The sequence below is a fragment of the Klebsiella sp. GG_Kp175 genome, assembly GCF_040062325.1.
Classification (GTDB): Bacteria; Pseudomonadota; Gammaproteobacteria; order Enterobacterales; family Enterobacteriaceae; genus Klebsiella; species Klebsiella quasipneumoniae.
Genome location: NZ_JBEAFX010000013.1, coordinates 82060 through 98138, shown reverse-complemented (window position 1 = coordinate 98138; position 16079 = coordinate 82060). Strand labels below are relative to the sequence as shown.

Genomic DNA, 16079 nt, shown 5'->3' with positions numbered 1-16079 from the left:
GGAGCTTACATCAGTAAGTGACCGGGGTTGAGGGCCGCAGACAACGCATTTGCAGTGTGAAAGGCCCCCACCCATTTAACCCAGCATTTCGCGTTGCAAAAAGGCGTCAAGACCCGAAATCCCCGGGAGCTTACATCAGTAAGTGACCGGGGTTGAGGGCCGCAGACAACGCATTTGCAGCGTGAAAGGCGCCGGTTAAATTATTTGGCGTCGGTCGCCGTACCATTAGCATGCCAGGTAAAGACCCCGAACTCGAACCCTTTCAGGTCGCCTTTCTGATCCCACGACAGCGGGCCCATCACGGTGTCTACCGTCGCGCCTTTCAGGTATTTAGCGATTTCCGCCGGATCGTCAGACTGATTCAGGCCTGCCTGCAGCGACTGCAGCGCCGCGTAGGTGGTCCACACGAAGGCGCCGCTCGGATCCTGTTTCTTCGCCTTGATCGCATCCACGATCGGTTTGTTCGCCGGCACCTGGTCGTAGTTCTTCGGCTTGGTCACCAGCAAACCTTCCGCCGACTCGCCGGCGATGTTAGACAGGGAGACGTTCGCTACGCCTTCCGGGCCCATAAACTGGGTTTTCAGACCGGCAGCGCGGGCCTGACGCAGGATCTGGCCCATTTCCGGGTGATAGCCGCCATAATAGACGAAGTCGATATTCTCTTTCTTCAGGCGCGCTACCAGCGTGGAGAAGTCTTTCTCACCGGCGGTGATCCCGTCGAAGAAGACCACGTTCGCCCCGCCTTTTTTCAGGCCATCCTGCACCGCACGGGCCAAACCTTCGCCATACTGCTGTTTGTCATGCACCACTGCGATACGCTGCGGCTTCACTTTGTCGAGAATGTATTTCGCCGCGGTTGGTCCCTGGTCGGAGTCCAGTCCGGTGGTGCGCAGGATCAGCTTATAGCCGCGCGCGGTCAGCTCCGGCGCGGTTGCTGCCGGGGTGATCATCAGAATGCCTTCGTCTTCATAGATATCAGACGCCGGCTGAGTGGAAGAGGAGCACAGGTGGCCGATAACGTATTTGATCCCGTCGTTGACCACTTTGTTGGCGACCGCTACCGCCTGTTTCGGGTCGCAAGCGTCATCATATTTTACGATCTGCAGCTTATTGCCCTTAATGCCGCCCTTAGCATTGATATCCGCTACCGCCTGCTCGGCGCCGGTAAATTCCTGATCGCCGTACTGGGCCACCGGGCCGGACATCGCCCCGACTACCGCGATTTTGATATCTTCCGCCAGCGCCGCGCTGCTCATAACTAAGGCAATACATCCTGCCAGTAACGCTTTACCCTTCATATTCATCCTGAGGCTCCCCATTATTATGGTTTTTGCATTTGTTGTGATGTTGTTTGTTAGCGCATTATTTTGTTTATATCGATAGGAAAAGCATATGATAGCTAATCTACCGGGGGCTGCTCGCGCTTTTGCAGCACACTATGCTAAACATACCGTCATTCTGAGGAATTTGAAACGACTAAATTGCGGGCTATGTAACAGATAAGTGACAAATAAAAAAACCGCGCCAGCATGAACCGGACGCGGTGCAAAACAGGCCCTAATTACCAGCCAGCGGGCAGGTAGCCTACCGCGGACGCTATCGCGTAGACGGCGCTGCAAAGATACAACAACACAATGAAGCATTGGATAAGCGGATGGGTCATCCAGGCCGGACAGGTCCAGCCCGGCGTCAGGTCGCCACGCTGGCGGGCGCCCTTGAGCATCAGGATCGGCATAATCGATAAAATAACGCCGCTGAACACCCCGGCAAAATAGAGCGCGTTGACGAAGGAGACCATACCGCTGTAGGCCAGCGCGAAGGGCGGGATCGCCACCACCAGCAGCACCATCAGGCGGCGGGCGGGCTGTTCATCATTCCCCATGCGGAACTGATCGAAGATATTGGTCAGGAAGCTGCCGCCCAGTCCCCAGTAGGAGGTCAGCATCGCGCACAGCGCAAACAGGTTGGCGGAGAAGAAGGCCCACTCGCCAAGCGCCCTGCCCCAGGAGATGGTGGCCACATCCGAAATATTCTCCAGGCCGTTAAGCGAGATCACCGACAGCGGCACCAGCGCCAGCAGGGTAAAGGTCAGCGCCATGCCGACCATAATGGCTTTAGGCAATTTTTCCGGTTTGTCGGCGAAGCCCCGCGCCATTTCCGGGACGATATACTGTGCCGAGAAGCAGAACGCCACGACGTTGAAGACCGGAACCATATACAGCCAGTTGCCGTCGAGCAGATAGCCCACGCGGGTGGTCTCTTTCAGCAGCGTGGCAATCACCAGCACCGAGATCATCACCACCATGCCGATGCTGATAAATTTCTCGCCGCGGCCGATCGCCTTCAGCCCCAGATAGAGCACCCCTGCCGCCGGGACGAAAAACAGCACGCTGCCCAGCGCTGGCGAGATGCCAAACAGCGAGTGCAGCAGCTTGCCGCTGCCGGTCATATAAGCCGTCAATGCCCCGACGCTGTTGACGCAGACGGAGAGGAACATCATTAGCGCGCCGAAGCCGCCGACGTAGCGCTTCGATAATCCACTGAGCTGCAGATGTTTTCGGGTACGGAGCGTGGATTCCGCGACATAGAGCATGGTCACCGTGGTCAGGCTGCCCACCAGCACCAGCCAGAACAGCAGTGGTAAAAAGCCCGCTTTGCTTGACGCATAGGCGATAGAGAGGACACCCGCGCCAATATTGGTACCGACAATCATCGATACCCCTTCGACGAAGCTCAGAGATTTTGCAGGGACAGCCGTACGTTCCCGGCCGGTGAGGACGGGAGAAAAGGTGGAGTTTTCAGACATAATACTTTCCGTTTTACTCCGGCGGTTTTCACCGCCGGAAAAAAGGTGATATCAGGGTGATAAACCACTCACGCTGAGCATAAACAGCCGGCTGCGGCGTCCTGTTTCTGTTCGGCTTCCCTGCCGCCGCAGCCCGCCGGGGAGACGTTAGCTCTTCAGTACGCGCGCCAGAATATCCAGCGCTTTCGAGAACTGGGCGTCCGGAATCGTCAGCGGATAGAGGAAGCGGATCACGTTGCCGTAGACGCCGCAGCTCAGCAGCAGCAGGCCGTTCTCCTGCGCTCTCTGTTGCACCTGGCGGGTGAACTCCGGCGACGGCTCGCCAGTTTGCGGATCGTTAAACTCCACTGCCACCATCGACCCCCGGCCGCGGACATCGACAATCGCCGGACAGGTGGCGCGCGCCTGGTTGAGCACTTCCTGCAGATGGCTACCCAGCTGCTCAGCGCGCTGGCACAGCTGCTCTTCGGCAATCACATCCAGCACCGCGTGCGCCGCGGCCACCGCCAGCGGGTTACCGGCATAGGTCCCGCCCAGTCCGCCTGGCGCTGGGGCATCCATTACCTCGGCGCGACCAACGACGCCCGACAGCGGGAAACCGCCGGCGAGGCTTTTCGCCATCGTCATCAGATCCGGTTTCACATCATAATGCTGCATGGCGAACAGCTTGCCGGTACGAGCGAAACCGGTTTGCACTTCATCGGCGATCAGCAGAATGCCGTGGGTATCGCACAGGTCGCGCAGCGCCTGCATGAAATCGGCCGGCGCGACGTTAAAGCCGCCTTCCCCCTGGATCGGCTCGAGGATGATGGCCGCGACCTGATCCGGCGCAATATCCGCTTTGAAAATGCGCTCCAGGCTTTTCAGCGCATCCGCTGTGGTCACGCCATGCGCCGCATTCGGGTAGACACCGTGGTACACCGAGCCCGGGAACGGCCCGAAGCCGATTTTGTAGGGTGCGACCTTACCGGTGAGGGCCATGGTCATAAAGGTACGGCCGTGGAAACCGCCGCCGAAAGTTATCAGCCCCGGACGACCGGTGTAAGCGCGGGCAATTTTCACCGCGTTCTCGACCGCTTCCGCGCCGGTGGTGAAGAAGGCCGTTTTTGCCGGCCCGTCAATCGGCGCCAGATCGTTGATACGTTCCGCCAGCGTGACATAGCTTTCGTACGGCACAATCTGATAGGCGGTGTGGGTGAATGCCTGCAGCTGGTCAGCGACCGCGGCGACCACCTTCGGATGACGGTGACCGGTATTTAACACGGCGATACCGGCGGCGAAATCGATCACCTCATTGCCTTCGATATCCCAAAGCGTGGCGTTCTCCGCCTTCTCGACAAAGTAGTTACACATTACGCCTACGCCGCGCGGCGTCGCCTGCTGGCGACGTTGATTCAGTTCTGAGCTTTTCACCTGCGAATCTCCTGTCGTGTATGTCACGTTATCGCAACAAATTAGAAACGATGTCGTTTATTTACACAGGAGTTGGCCCTATAATCGAGTACCAATTTTGAATATCTGAGGGATCCAATTGCGTTCGCTGGTGGGTGACCTGGTGCTGGTCCGTCTGCAGGAAGAGCGCGCCCCTCTTCTGCACAAACGCTTATACAACGCGCTTCGCCGCGCGATCCTTGACGGTTCGCTGGCGCCGCAAAGCCGCCTGCCGCCGTCGCGGGACCTGGCGGGAGAACTCGGCGTATCAAGAAACACCATATTAACAACTTATGAACAATTACTGGCGGAAGGATATGTGGTTTCCCGTCGGGGAAGCGGAACATTCGTTGCCCAAACCGCCTCTGAAAGTTCCTTGACCGCTAAGGGTGAGCGGGAAAACAGCAGCATCGCGACATCGACGGCGCATCTTTCACGCCGCGGCCAGCACCTGCTCGGCCAGGTCAGCGCCAGCCCGCGCCAGTGGGGAGCGTTTATTCCCGGCGTACCGGACGTTAACGCCTTTCCCCATCCGCTGTTCAGCAAGATCCAGGCGCGCATCAGCCGTCGGCCAAAGCCCGAGCGGCTCAGCTACAGCTGCAACGGCGGTACCCCGGAGCTGCAGCAGGCGCTGGTGGATTATCTGCGGGTATCGCGCGGCGTCCACTGTCAGGCAGATCAAATTCTTATCACCGAGGGGATCCACCAGGCTATCGATCTGGTCACCCGCATGCTGTGCGACAGCGGCGATCTGGCGTGGGTGGAGGAGCCTTCCTACTGGGGCATTCGCCACCTGCTGGCGATGAACGACGTCCGGGCGGAGCCCCTGACCGTCGATGCCAACGGCCTGTGTCCGCCGGAAACGGTTGACGATGCGCCGCGGCTCATCTTTGTCACCCCTTCTCACCAGTATCCGCTGGGCGCAGTGATGAGCCTTGAACGTCGTCAGCGGCTGCTGGCGCTCGCCCGCCAGCAGGGGAGCTGGATCGTCGAAGATGATTATGACAGCGAGTTTCGCTTTTCCGGCCAGCCCATCCCCGCCCTGCAGGGGCTGGTGGCCGACGCGCCGGTGGTCTATATCGGCACCTTCAGTAAAACGCTCTATCCCGGCCTGCGTCTGGGCTATGTGGTGATCCCCCGTCCGCTGGTCAGCGATCTGAAGCACGCCCACGCCGAGCTTTACCGCGGCGGCCATTCGCTGATCCAGATGGCGCTGGCGGAGTTTATTACCGCTGGTCACTACTCGGCCCATATCCGCCGCATGCGCCTGCTCTACAGCCGTCGCCGCGCCTTTTTAACCGAGCTGATTCAGCGGCACTGTATGCCCGACGCCCTGTCGGACTTCAGCGATAATGCCGGGCTGCATTTGATCCTCAATTTACCGGAAGAGGCTGACGATGTGGCGATCGCCCGCGAGGCCAATGCGCGCCACATTCTGGTGCGGCCGCTCTCGCGCTACTACCTGACGGCGGCGCGTAAGAAAGGATTATTGATGGGATTTGCCAGCCAGCCCGAGGAGCAGATGGCGCCGGCATTCAGCGTGCTGATCGGCTGCCTGCGGACGCACTGTCCAGAGGTGCTGCGGCCCATGGATGGCGCAGAAAAACAAAACGCCCCAACCTGAGGCGGGGCGTTATCGGGTTGCCTGGCGTCAGGCAGGGGTGGCGTATCAGGCTTCGATCGCTGCACGCAGTTTTTTCATGGCGTTCTTTTCCAGCTGACGCACGCGCTCTGCGGAGACGCCGTAGCGGTCAGCCAGCTCCTGCAGCGTGGACTTGTTGTCTTCGTCCAGCCAGCGGGCGCGGATGATATCCTGGCTACGCTCGTCCAGGCCCTGCATCGCGTCAGTCAGCTTATTCGCCGCCTGCTCTTCCCAGTTATCGTCTTCGATGCCATCGGCAAAGTTTGACGTTTTGTCCTGCAGATACAGGACCGGCGCCATCGGCTGGCTGTCGGACTCATCGTCGGACGACATGTCGAAGGTCATGTCCTGGGCCGCCATACGGGATTCCATCTCGCGGACGTCTTTGCTCGACACGCCCAGCTCACGGGCCACCATTTCCACTTCATCCTGGTTGAACCAACCCAAACGCTGTTTGGTTTTACGCAGGTTAAAGAACAGTTTACGCTGTGCTTTGGTGGTAGCGACCTTCACGATACGCCAGTTGCGCAGCACGTATTCGTGAATTTCGGCTTTAATCCAGTGCACGGCGAAGGAGACCAGGCGCACACCCACTTCCGGGTTGAAGCGACGCACGGCTTTCATCAGGCCGATATTGCCTTCCTGGATCAGATCCGCCTGCGGCAGGCCATAGCCCGAGTAGTTACGAGCAATGTGAACAACAAAGCGCAGGTGAGACAGAATCAGCTTTTTCGCTGCTTCCAGATCGCCCTGGTAATGCAGCTTTTCAGCAAGCTCCCGCTCTTCATCAGCCGACAGCATCGGCCAAGTGTTAGCGGCCCGGATATACGATTCCAGGTTACCAACGGGGGCTAAAGCTAAAGTTTGCATTTCTTTGGTCATTCAAATCCTCTCAATTGATATCTTCTGACGTGGTCTTGTCCCCATCAGGCAACAAGCATGCCAGCATTCATGAGCAACGAGAATATCACTCACATTAGTATCAGACAGTGATTTTATCCACAAGTTCCATGCAACGGTGTGAATAAATTACGCACAAAATGTGACACCACGATGAAAAAGTGAGGGCAGGAAAAGGAGAACAAGCTTGCGGTATCTTTCCCTGCGAACAGGAACTCATTGCAGCAGGGAAAGATTATATCACGCTTTTTTTAATCGGGAGTAAAGTGACGTAAATGTTGCACTGTCGCCAGCCAGGCGGCTACCCAGCCGATCATCGAGCAGACGATCAGCATCAGCAGACACTCGTCAAAGCCTAAGCCGCTTAGCTCAAACTGGGTGCCGAACACCTTCGCCACTTCGGTCACTGCCGACGAGAGGCGCATCACCAGAATCTCCGACAGGATCAGCGATAAAAACGCGCCGGAGAAGCCCAGCATCGCCCCGCCGTAGAGGAACGGACGCAGGATAAAGCCGTCGGTGGCGCCGATCAGTTTCTGCACGTTAATGGTATCGCGGCGGGCGAAGATGCTCAGGCGCACGCTGTTGCCGATCACCAGGAACACCGCCGCCACCATCAGCACGCCAATCATCGCCGACACGCGGCCCACCAGCCCGGTGAGCGAGGAGAGGCGGGCAAACCAGCTGTCGTCCATCCGCACCTCATCGACCCCCTGGATCCGCGATACCCGATCGCGCAGGGTGTTCAGCGCTTCCGTGCTCTGGAAATCCAGCTTCGGCACCACGATGGCGACCGCCGGCAGCGGGTTCTCTTCCAGCATATCCAGGGCGCCGCCAAAGCCGGACCAGTTACGGAATTCACCCAATGCCTCGTCACGTGACAAATAGTTCACCTTGTCGACGCCCTGCTCCGCCTGCAGCTGACCTACCACCCGCGCCGCGGCGTCGTCATCCAGCGTTTTTTCCAGATACACGGTGATCTGCGGCGAGGGATAGTACTGTGACGCCGCGCTGCTGACGTTTTTGTAGACCATGTAGCAGACGCTTGGCAGGGTCAACGAGATGGCGATAACCATCACCGTCAGGAAGGTGGCCAGCGGTGTGCTTTTTAAATCCTGGAGCGCGCCGTGCCAGGCGTAGCGCACCTGCTCGTTGAACACGTTGCTCTTACGCGAGGCCGGGTTAGGCGCCGCTTTCGGCCGTTTTGGCGCATTGCGCCCGCCGCCGCCGCCGCCCGCCGCGTTGCGCAGGCGATCGAACTTGCTGCCGAACTGGCGGATTTGGTTCATTGCGTCGCGCTTATTCACCCCGAATGCCTCCATGCAGATGGCCGTCGCTGAGCGTCAGCACGCGGTACGGACGGCTGGAGATAAGCCCCAGATCGTGCGTGGCCATCAGTACCGTCACCCCGACGCGGTTAAACTCTTCAAACAGACGTAAAATCCCCTCCGAGAGCGCCTCGTCGAGGTTACCGGTCGGTTCATCCGCCAGCAGTACCGCCGGCTTGTTGACCACCGCGCGAGCGATCCCCACGCGCTGCTGCTCGCCGCCGGAGAGCTGAATCGGAAAGTTCTTCGCTTTGTCCAGCAGCCCGACCTTGTCCAGCGCCGCCGAGACGCGGCGACGAATGTCATCGCCGCTGGCGCCGGCGATAATCAGCGGGATCGCCACGTTGTCATACACGGTGCGATCCATCAGCAAATGGTGGTCCTGGAAAATCATGCCGATCTGGCGGCGCAGGAACGGCACCTCACGGCTCTTCAGGCGGCTGATTTCATGACCGCTGAAGAAGATTTTGCCGGCGCTGGGCCGTTCGATACCACAGATAAGCTTCAGCAGGGTACTTTTCCCTGCGCCGGAGTGGCCGGTCAGAAACGCCATCTCGCCCGGCTGCAGGTGGAAGTTCACCCCCTGCAGCGCTTGTCTCCCACCGAGATAGGCTTTGCTGACTTGTTCAAAGCGAATCATTCTTAATCCTCTCGGGCAAAAAGTGCCTCAATAAAGTCGCCCGCATTAAACGGACGCAGATCCTCAATACGCTCGCCGACGCCAATATAGCGAATCGGAATGCCGAACTGGTCGGCCACCGAGAAGATCACGCCGCCTTTGGCGGTGCCATCCAGCTTGGTCAGGGTGATCCCGGTCAAACCTACCGCCTCATGGAACAGTTTGGCCTGGCTAATCGCATTCTGCCCGGTGCTGGCGTCGATGGTTAACATCACCTCATGCGGCGCGTCGACGTCCAGCTTTTTCATCACCCGGACGATCTTCTTCAGCTCTTCCATCAGGTGCGATTTATTCTGCAGACGCCCAGCGGTATCGGCAATCAGCACATCAACATGGCGCGCCTTCGCCGCCTGAATGGCGTCGAAAATCACCGAAGCGGAATCGGCGCCGGTGTGCTGGGCGATCACCGGGATATTGTTACGCTGCCCCCAGACCTGCAACTGTTCTACCGCCGCCGCACGGAAGGTATCCCCCGCCGCCAGCATCACCGATTTGCCCTGCTGCTCAAACTGACGCGCCAGCTTGCCGATGGTGGTGGTTTTCCCCACCCCGTTCACGCCGACCATCAGAATAACAAATGGCGTTTTGCCTTCAACGTTCAGCGGCGCATCCACTTTGGCGAGAATCTCACCCATCTCTTCTTTCAGCAGGCCGTACAGCGCCTCCGCATCGCGCAGCTGCTTACGGCTGGCGCCCTCAGTGAGGTTAGTAATGATCTTGCGGGTGGTCTCCACCCCGACATCAGCGATCAGCAGCTGCTCTTCCAGCTCTTCAAACAGATCGTCGTCGATCTTCTTACCGCGGAACAGGCTGATAAATCCGGAACCGAGATTTTCTTTTGTTTTCAGAAGACTACGTTTTAGGCGGGCAAAAAAGCCTTCTTTCGTCGGTTTTTCCTGCTCCTGGGCCAGTTCTTCCACCGGCGCCTCGTCTTCTGGCGCCGGCACCACCACCGCCGCCTCTTCTGCCGCCTCGGCCGCCAGCGCCTGCGCTTCCAGCTCTTCATCGCTTAACGGCGCGTCCTCTTCCGGCGCTTCCGTCTCCTGCGGCTGGGCAACAGCATCCTCTACAGGCTGCTCAGCCACGACCTCCGCCGCCACCGGTTCGGCGATAACCTCTTCCGCCAGCGACTCAACCACCGCAGGCTGTTCAGGCGGTTCGCTGACTGCGGGATCCGGTTCAACAACAGGCGCTTCTTCGGTCAGAGCAGGCGCTTCCACCCACTCTTCTTCCTGCGCGCTGGCAGGCTCCGCAAGGTGGGCCTTTTCGTTTTCGACCACCGTCTCGGTGACGTCGACGACCTCTTCGGCAAACGCCTCCGGGTCCGCTTTCGGCGCGCTCGGCTCGGCAGGGGTTTCCGCCGCCGGCGTCTCATCGGCAACCGCTTGTTGTTCTTCTACTTTTTGTTCAGTCTCGGTTTCCTGTGCCTGTTCTTTCTGTCCAAAGCCCAGCCAGGAAAAGAAGCCACGTTTTTTCTCTTTTGCCATTTGCGACCACACTCCTCGCTGTTTATTCATGGCGCAGCTTCATCAGAAGCTGAAAAAATGATGAAATTAGTTGGATAGTCTATCACTTAACTTAACTCGCAGCACCGCCCCCGGATTAAGGTTTCGTCAACCGCCGTCGATCGCTAGAATAGCAGGCCGGAAGTTGAGACTTGAGCAGAGAGATGAAAAAACCAAACCACGCGGGCAGCGGTCAGATCCGCATCATCGGCGGGCAATGGCGCGGCCGTAAATTACCGGTGCCGGAGAGCCCGGGCCTGCGGCCGACCACCGACCGGGTTCGCGAAACCCTTTTTAACTGGCTGGCGCCGTCCATCGTTGACGCGCACTGCCTCGACTGCTTTGCCGGCAGCGGCGCGCTGGGGCTTGAGGCGCTGTCCCGCTATGCGGCCAGCACTACGCTACTGGAGATGGAGCGCGGCGTCGCTCAGCAGTTGCAAAAAAACCTGGCCACCCTGAAAGCGGATCGCGGCAAGGTGATCGCGACCAACACCCTCAGCTTCCTGAGCCAACCGGGCACGCCGCATGAGATCGTATTCGTCGACCCACCGTTCCGTCAGGGGCTGCTGGAGGAGACGCTGCGCCTGCTGGAAACGCAGGGCTGGCTGGCCGATGAGGCCCTGGTGTACGTCGAAAGCGAAGTCGAAAACGGTTTACCGCCGGTACCGGCAAACTGGCATCTGTATCGTGAAAAAGTGGCCGGACAGGTCGCGTACCGTCTTTACCAACGTGAGGCCCAAGGAGAGCACCATGCTGATTAATTTAGGCCGCCTGCTGATGCTGTGCGTCTGGGCCTTTCTGTTATTGAATCTGTTTCAGCCCTTCCCGAAGCCGCTGAATATCTTCGTCAACGTCGCGCTGATTTTTATGATCCTGATGCATGGCCTGCAGCTGACGCTGCTCAAGGCGACGCAGCCGAAAGATGCCCCGCCGCTGGGCCGCTTTGAGCAAATCCGCATTTTTATCTTCGGCGTGTTTGAGCTCGTCGCCTGGCAGAAAAAACTGAAGGCGACGCTGAAGAAATAGTCCTGACAAGGGCTCAGGGATCGGGCGTAAACGCCACGAACGCTGTGCCCTTATAACGCAACATCCCGCGATCGCCGACGCTCAGCGCATGATACTGCGGCGCGTCAAGGCGAAACACCACCTCCAGCCCGCCGCTCTCAGGGCGAAAGCTCGCTTCATAGCGCATCTCGCTGCCCGCAGGCGTCACCGTCTGCTGGCGCGAACGCCGATCGTTAATCACTTTTTCCCGCTTATTGCTGACGATCACCCGCTTTTGCAACACCGGCGCGGCGTCGTTCGCCAGTTTTTCGCGGCGCTGCTGCACATAGCGAAACGAAGCCGCCACCACAATCACCGCGACGACCAGAACAAAAAAGAGCGGCATTTTACTCATTAAGGTTACCCATAAAAAATATCAGGAATCAGCATACTGCGACTGGAATAACATTGTCATCTGCTGCGCCAAACCACTACACTGAGTGGTAGCTTCACGCATCCGTAACTTTCTTTATGATAACAGATACAGGGACTTACTATGCTTTGGTCATTTATTGCTGTCTGTTTCTCCGCATGGCTTTATGTCGATGCATCCTATCGCGGGCCGGCCTGGCGACGCTGGGTATTTAAACCTGTCACCCTGATTCTGTTGCTGTTGCTGGCCTGGCAGGCGCCGATGTTCAATGCCATCAGCTACCTGGTGCTGGCTGGCCTGTGCGCCTCGCTGCTCGGCGACGCCCTCACCCTGCTGCCGCGTCAGCGGGTGATGTACGCGGTGGGCGCCTTCTTCCTGTCGCATCTGCTGTATACCATCTGGTTTGCCAGCCAGCTGACGCTGTCGTTCTTCTGGCCGCTGCCGCTGGTGCTGCTGGTATTCGGCGCCCTGCTGATGGCGGTGATCTGGAGCCGCCTGGAAGAGATGAAAATGCCGGTGCTGACCTTTATCGGCATGACGCTGGTGATGGTCTGGCTGGCCGGTGAGCTATGGTTTGCCCGCCCTACCGACACCGCGCTGTCCGGTTTCGCCGGCGCCGCTCTGCTGCTGCTGAGCAATGCCGTGTGGCTGGTAAGTCACTATCGTCGCCGTTTCCGCGCCGATAACGCCATTGCCGCCGCGTTTTACTTTGCCGGCCACTTCCTCATCGTGCGCGCGCTGTACCTGTAATTTAGTCCTTGACTCTGGAGTCGACTCCAGAGTGTATCCTACGGCTAATGAGAAAATTATCATTTACCGGAGGGTGCCATGTCGACTCCAGACGCGCAGGATAAAAAAGTCCCACAATTCTCGTCATTCACCATGCGGCCAGCGCCCGCCCCGGCGGAGAGCTGCTGCACAGACCACGCCTGCGCCGTAGAGAGCGCACCAGCTGCCGAAGCGCTTAGCGACGCCCGCTACAGCTGGCAGGTTGCCGGCATGGACTGCGCCGCCTGCGCCCGCAAGGTGGAAACGGCGGTTCGTCAGGTGCCCGGCGTCAGTCAGGTTCAGGTGCTGTTCGCCACGGAAAAATTATTGGTTAACGCTGAAGGCGACGTTCGCGCCCAGGTTGAGCAGGCGGTACGTCAGGCAGGCTATACGCTGCGCGATGCCGATGCCCCCGCGTCAGAGAAAACGCAGGGCTCGCGGCTGCGCGACAATTTACCGTTGCTGACGCTGGTCATTATGATGGCCCTGAGCTGGGGGCTGGAGCAGGCCAACCACCCTGCCGGTCAGTTGGCCTTTATTGCCACCACCCTGGTTGGCCTGTGGCCGGTTGCCCGCCAGGCGCTACGCCTGATCAAGAGCGGGAGCTGGTTCGCCATTGAAACGCTGATGAGCGTCGCCGCCATCGGGGCGCTGTTTATCGGCGCCACCGCGGAGGCGGCGATGGTGCTGTTGCTGTTCCTGATCGGCGAGCGTCTCGAAGGCTGGGCCGCCAGCCGCGCGCGGCAGGGGGTGAGCGCGCTGATGGCGCTGAAGCCCGACACCGCCATCCGTCTGCGCAACGGCGTGCGGGAAACCGTCGCCCAGCGCGACCTGCGTCCCGGAGATGTGATTGAAGTGGCTGCCGGCGGGCGTCTGCCGGCGGATGGACAGCTGCTGTCGCCGTTTGCCAGCTTTGATGAAAGCGCCCTGACCGGCGAGTCGGTGCCGGTGGAGCGTCAGGCCGGGGAACGGGTAGCGGCGGGCGCCACCAGCGTCGATCGCCTGGTGCAGCTTACCGTGATATCCGAACCGGGCGACAGCGCCATCGACCGCATCCTGAAGCTGATTGAAGAGGCTGAGGAGCGTCGGGCGCCAATCGAGCGCTTCATCGACCGCTTCAGCCGGATCTACACCCCGGCCATTATGGTCGTGGCCTTGTTGGTCGTCATTGTCCCGCCGCTGTTCTTCGCCAGCGCCTGGCTGCCGTGGATTTATAAAGGGCTGACGCTGCTGCTGATCGGCTGTCCGTGCGCGCTGGTCATCTCCACGCCGGTGGCCATCACCTCCGGCCTGGCGGTCGCCGCCCGCCGCGGGGCGCTAATCAAAGGCGGCGCGGCGCTGGAGCAGCTGGGCCAGGTGCGCCAGGTGGCGTTCGATAAAACCGGCACCCTGACCGTCGGCCAGCCGCAGGTGACTTCGGTTATTGCCACGGCCGAAGTTGACGACAACGCGCTGCTGGCGCTGGCGGCGGCGGTGGAGCAAGGCTCCAGCCACCCGCTGGCGCAGGCCATCGTCCGTGAAGCGCAGCGGCGTCAGCTGAGCATTCCGCTTGCCAGCGGCCAGCGGGCGCTGGCGGGCTCTGGTATCGAAGCCGAAGTCAACGGCAGCCGCATCCTGATCTGCGCCGCCAGCAAAGCCGCCCCGGCAGAGCATGAGGCGCAGATCCAGCAGCTGGAAAGCGCCGGGCAAACGGTAGTGCTGGTGATGCGCGGCGAGACGCTGCTCGGCATTCTGGCGCTGCGCGATACCCTGCGCGACGACGCGCGTCAGGCGGTGGATGCTTTGCATCAGTTGGGCGTTCAGGGGGTGATCCTTACCGGGGATAACCCGCGCGCCGCGGCGGCCATCGCCAGCGAACTGGGGCTGGAATTCCGCGCCGGCCTGCTGCCGGCGGACAAAGTCGAAGCGGTGATGGCGTTGAATGCCGATGCGCCGCTGGCGATGGTCGGCGACGGCATCAACGACGCCCCGGCGATGAAAGCGGCGACCATCGGCATCGCCATGGGCAGCGGTACCGACGTGGCGCTGGAGACTGCCGACGCCGCGCTGACCCACAACCGTCTGACCGGCCTGGCGCAGATGATTTCCCTGGCGCGGGCGACTCACGCCAATATCCGCCAGAACATCGCGATTGCCTTAGGGCTGAAGGGGATTTTCCTTGTCACCACCCTGCTCGGCCTGACCGGTCTGTGGCTGGCGGTGCTGGCGGATACCGGCGCCACCGTGCTGGTAACGGCTAACGCGCTGCGGTTATTGCGTAAGAAGTTGTAGCATAGATACCGGCTTCCCTGCTCGCGCTACGCTTAGCAGGGCTACGGTTCCAGACCGTCGGGTAGCCCGGATAAGGCGCTACGCGCCGCCATCCGGGGTATTCCCTGCTCGCGCTACGCTTAGCAGGGCTACGGTTCCGGACCGTCGGGTAGCCCGGATAAGGCGCTGCGCGCCGCCATCCGGGAGAGGCTCAGTGGCTTTTGCGGATCAGGTAGCGGTACGGCAGGGCTTCGGTTTCCTGGGCCACCAGCTCATGCTCCATAAAGCGGCAGAATCCCGGGATATCGCGGGTGGTGGCCGGATCGTCAGCAATAATCAGCAGCGTCTCGCCCACCGGCATCGTCCGCACGGTTTTACGCACCATCATGACCGGCTCCGGGCAGCGGAGTCCCAGGGCATCCAGAGTGTGGTCAGGAGTGGAGAAAAGTTCGCTCATTTTAGTCTCACGTCAACAAAACGGCCCTAGTTTACCCCCTGCTCGCCAGTACGCAAGCCAGGTTAACGTTTGCGCGAAAAACAACCATTGCATTACGCCGGCAACGCAGTATCATGCAGCCGTTTTTAATTGGGTTCCCTCACCCCAACGTTCCGCTGCCGATTGCTCATTTACCTGAAGCATGACGGGCATAAAAAGGTCACAATATGAATCCGTTTACTACCGTACAGCGCAAAAAAGCGCTCGTCTGGCTTTCGCTATTTCATCTGCTGGTGATTACCTCCAGCAACTATCTGGTTCAGCTGCCGATCTCCATCTTTGGTTTCCATACCACCTGGGGCGCGTTCAGTTTTCCGTTTATCTTCCTCGCCACCGATCTGACGGTGCGAATTTTTGGCGCACCGCTGGCGCGACGCATTATTTTTGCGGTGATGGTCCCGGCGCTGGTCATCTCCTACGCCATCTCCGCCCTGTTTTACATGGGCGAGTGGCAGGGCTTCGCCGCGCTGGGCACCTTTAATCTCTTCGTCGCGCGCATCGCCATCGCCAGCTTTATGGCCTATGCGCTGGGGCAGATCCTTGACGTCCACGTCTTCAACCGCCTGCGGCAGAGTCGTCACTGGTGGCTGGCCCCCACCGCCTCGACGCTGTTCGGCAACATCAGCGATACCGTAGCGTTCTTCTTCATCGCCTTCTGGCGCAGCCCGGATCCGTTTATGGCCGCTCACTGGGGGGAGATCGCCCTCGTCGACTACAGCTTTAAAGTGCTTATCAGCATCATTTTCTTCCTGCCGATGTACGGCGTTCTGTTAAATATGCTGTTGAAAAGGCTGGCGGATAAATCTGATTTGTCGGCATTGCAGCCGAGTTAAAGGTACTCGCGGACTGATGTGTTA

General features: G+C 59.6%; 15 protein-coding genes. 6 read left to right on the top strand and 9 right to left on the bottom strand.

Annotated features, from left to right (window positions below; genetic code table 11):
- Positions 1-200 precede the first annotated feature (200 nt).
- From livJ to ABLU73_RS19310, 3 genes are all read right to left on the bottom strand, one after another.
- Positions 201-1304, bottom strand: coding sequence for a branched chain amino acid ABC transporter substrate-binding protein LivJ (livJ, locus tag ABLU73_RS19320; protein ID WP_002920812.1), 1104 nt, complete (start codon positions 1302-1304; stop codon positions 201-203).
- Positions 1305-1561: 257 nt separating this feature from the next.
- Complete coding sequence (locus ABLU73_RS19315) at positions 1562-2806, bottom strand: amino acid permease (RefSeq protein WP_264923658.1); 1245 nt, start codon at positions 2804-2806, stop codon at positions 1562-1564.
- A gap of 147 nt (positions 2807-2953) precedes the next feature.
- A complete protein-coding gene (locus tag ABLU73_RS19310) occupies positions 2954-4219 on the bottom strand; it encodes a 4-aminobutyrate--2-oxoglutarate transaminase (RefSeq protein ID WP_023319267.1) in 1266 nt (421 codons plus the stop codon).
- A 118-nt stretch (positions 4220-4337) separates the two neighbouring features.
- Between ABLU73_RS19310 and ABLU73_RS19305 the strand changes: the two genes are divergently transcribed.
- A complete protein-coding gene (locus ABLU73_RS19305) occupies positions 4338-5861 on the top strand; it encodes a PLP-dependent aminotransferase family protein (RefSeq protein ID WP_241504932.1) in 1524 nt (507 codons plus the stop codon).
- Positions 5862-5906: 45 nt separating this feature from the next.
- Here ABLU73_RS19305 and rpoH read toward each other — a convergent pair whose 3' ends face one another.
- The 4 genes from rpoH to ftsY form a co-directional block, all read right to left on the bottom strand.
- Positions 5907-6761, bottom strand: a complete 855-nt coding sequence (gene rpoH / locus ABLU73_RS19300; protein ID WP_002920815.1) for an RNA polymerase sigma factor RpoH — start codon at positions 6759-6761, stop codon at positions 5907-5909.
- Positions 6762-7030: 269 nt separating this feature from the next.
- Positions 7031-8086 carry a permease-like cell division protein FtsX gene (ftsX, locus tag ABLU73_RS19295; RefSeq protein ID WP_002920816.1) on the bottom strand — a complete coding sequence of 352 codons (1056 nt, stop codon included), beginning with the start codon at positions 8084-8086 and terminating at the stop codon, positions 7031-7033.
- A complete protein-coding gene (gene ftsE / locus ABLU73_RS19290) occupies positions 8079-8747 on the bottom strand; it encodes a cell division ATP-binding protein FtsE (RefSeq protein WP_004202097.1) in 669 nt (222 codons plus the stop codon). The genes ftsX and ftsE overlap by 8 nt, the downstream gene beginning before the upstream one ends.
- 2 nt (positions 8748-8749) lie before the next feature.
- Positions 8750-10273 carry a signal recognition particle-docking protein FtsY gene (gene ftsY, locus ABLU73_RS19285; RefSeq protein WP_049002846.1) on the bottom strand — a complete coding sequence of 508 codons (1524 nt, stop codon included), beginning with the start codon at positions 10271-10273 and terminating at the stop codon, positions 8750-8752.
- A 182-nt stretch (positions 10274-10455) separates the two neighbouring features.
- On the opposite strand from ftsY, the gene rsmD reads away from it, so the two are divergent.
- Together rsmD and ABLU73_RS19275 are read left to right on the top strand one after the other, a co-directional pair.
- Positions 10456-11052, top strand: coding sequence for a 16S rRNA (guanine(966)-N(2))-methyltransferase (rsmD, locus tag ABLU73_RS19280; RefSeq protein ID WP_017899982.1), 597 nt, complete (start codon positions 10456-10458; stop codon positions 11050-11052).
- Positions 11042-11317 carry a DUF1145 family protein gene (locus tag ABLU73_RS19275; protein ID WP_004202092.1) on the top strand — a complete coding sequence of 92 codons (276 nt, stop codon included), beginning with the start codon at positions 11042-11044 and terminating at the stop codon, positions 11315-11317. The genes rsmD and ABLU73_RS19275 overlap by 11 nt, the downstream gene beginning before the upstream one ends.
- Before the next feature lie 13 nt (positions 11318-11330).
- Here the strand turns inward: ABLU73_RS19275 and ABLU73_RS19270 are convergent, their stop codons facing one another.
- The gene (locus ABLU73_RS19270) at positions 11331-11681 is read right to left on the bottom strand and encodes a DUF2500 domain-containing protein (protein ID WP_074377636.1); all 351 of its coding nucleotides are present in this window, start codon (positions 11679-11681) and stop codon (positions 11331-11333) included.
- A 150-nt stretch (positions 11682-11831) separates the two neighbouring features.
- Between ABLU73_RS19270 and ABLU73_RS19265 the strand changes: the two genes are divergently transcribed.
- Both ABLU73_RS19265 and zntA read left to right on the top strand, forming a co-directional pair.
- Positions 11832-12458 (top strand): lysoplasmalogenase, encoded by a 627-nt coding sequence (locus ABLU73_RS19265; protein WP_004202090.1) that lies wholly within the window; start codon positions 11832-11834, stop codon positions 12456-12458.
- A 78-nt stretch (positions 12459-12536) separates the two neighbouring features.
- Positions 12537-14747, top strand: a complete 2211-nt coding sequence (gene zntA / locus ABLU73_RS19260) for a Zn(II)/Cd(II)/Pb(II) translocating P-type ATPase ZntA (protein ID WP_348850367.1) — start codon at positions 12537-12539, stop codon at positions 14745-14747.
- Between the two features lie 190 nt (positions 14748-14937).
- Here the strand turns inward: zntA and tusA are convergent, their stop codons facing one another.
- Positions 14938-15183 carry a sulfurtransferase TusA gene (tusA, locus tag ABLU73_RS19255; protein WP_002920858.1) on the bottom strand — a complete coding sequence of 82 codons (246 nt, stop codon included), beginning with the start codon at positions 15181-15183 and terminating at the stop codon, positions 14938-14940.
- Positions 15184-15389: 206 nt separating this feature from the next.
- Here tusA and ABLU73_RS19250 point away from each other — a divergent pair, with 206 nt between their 5' ends.
- Entirely contained in the window at positions 15390-16055 is a 666-nt protein-coding gene (locus ABLU73_RS19250; protein ID WP_004202088.1) for a 7-cyano-7-deazaguanine/7-aminomethyl-7-deazaguanine transporter, read from the top strand.
- Positions 16056-16079: the final 24 nt, after the last annotated feature.

What these genes read in the sequence shown, in the direction of transcription:
- ftsY (WP_049002846.1), bottom strand. Translation starts at nt 10,273, where the DNA reads ATGGCAAAAGAGAAAAAACGTGGCTTCTTTTCCTGGCTGGGCTTTGGA.
- rpoH (WP_002920815.1), bottom strand. Translation starts at nt 6,761, where the DNA reads ATGACCAAAGAAATGCAAACTTTAGCTTTAGCCCCCGTTGGTAACCTG.
- ABLU73_RS19250 (WP_004202088.1), top strand. Translation starts at nt 15,390, where the DNA reads ATGAATCCGTTTACTACCGTACAGCGCAAAAAAGCGCTCGTCTGGCTT.
- ftsE (WP_004202097.1), bottom strand. Translation starts at nt 8,747, where the DNA reads ATGATTCGCTTTGAACAAGTCAGCAAAGCCTATCTCGGTGGGAGACAA.
- livJ (WP_002920812.1), bottom strand. Translation starts at nt 1,304, where the DNA reads ATGAATATGAAGGGTAAAGCGTTACTGGCAGGATGTATTGCCTTAGTT.
- rsmD (WP_017899982.1), top strand. Translation starts at nt 10,456, where the DNA reads ATGAAAAAACCAAACCACGCGGGCAGCGGTCAGATCCGCATCATCGGC.
- tusA (WP_002920858.1), bottom strand. Translation starts at nt 15,183, where the DNA reads ATGAGCGAACTTTTCTCCACTCCTGACCACACTCTGGATGCCCTGGGA.
- ABLU73_RS19270 (WP_074377636.1), bottom strand. Translation starts at nt 11,681, where the DNA reads ATGCCGCTCTTTTTTGTTCTGGTCGTCGCGGTGATTGTGGTGGCGGCT.
- zntA (WP_348850367.1), top strand. Translation starts at nt 12,537, where the DNA reads ATGTCGACTCCAGACGCGCAGGATAAAAAAGTCCCACAATTCTCGTCA.
- ABLU73_RS19315 (WP_264923658.1), bottom strand. Translation starts at nt 2,806, where the DNA reads ATGTCTGAAAACTCCACCTTTTCTCCCGTCCTCACCGGCCGGGAACGT.
- ABLU73_RS19275 (WP_004202092.1), top strand. Translation starts at nt 11,042, where the DNA reads ATGCTGATTAATTTAGGCCGCCTGCTGATGCTGTGCGTCTGGGCCTTT.
- ABLU73_RS19265 (WP_004202090.1), top strand. Translation starts at nt 11,832, where the DNA reads ATGCTTTGGTCATTTATTGCTGTCTGTTTCTCCGCATGGCTTTATGTC.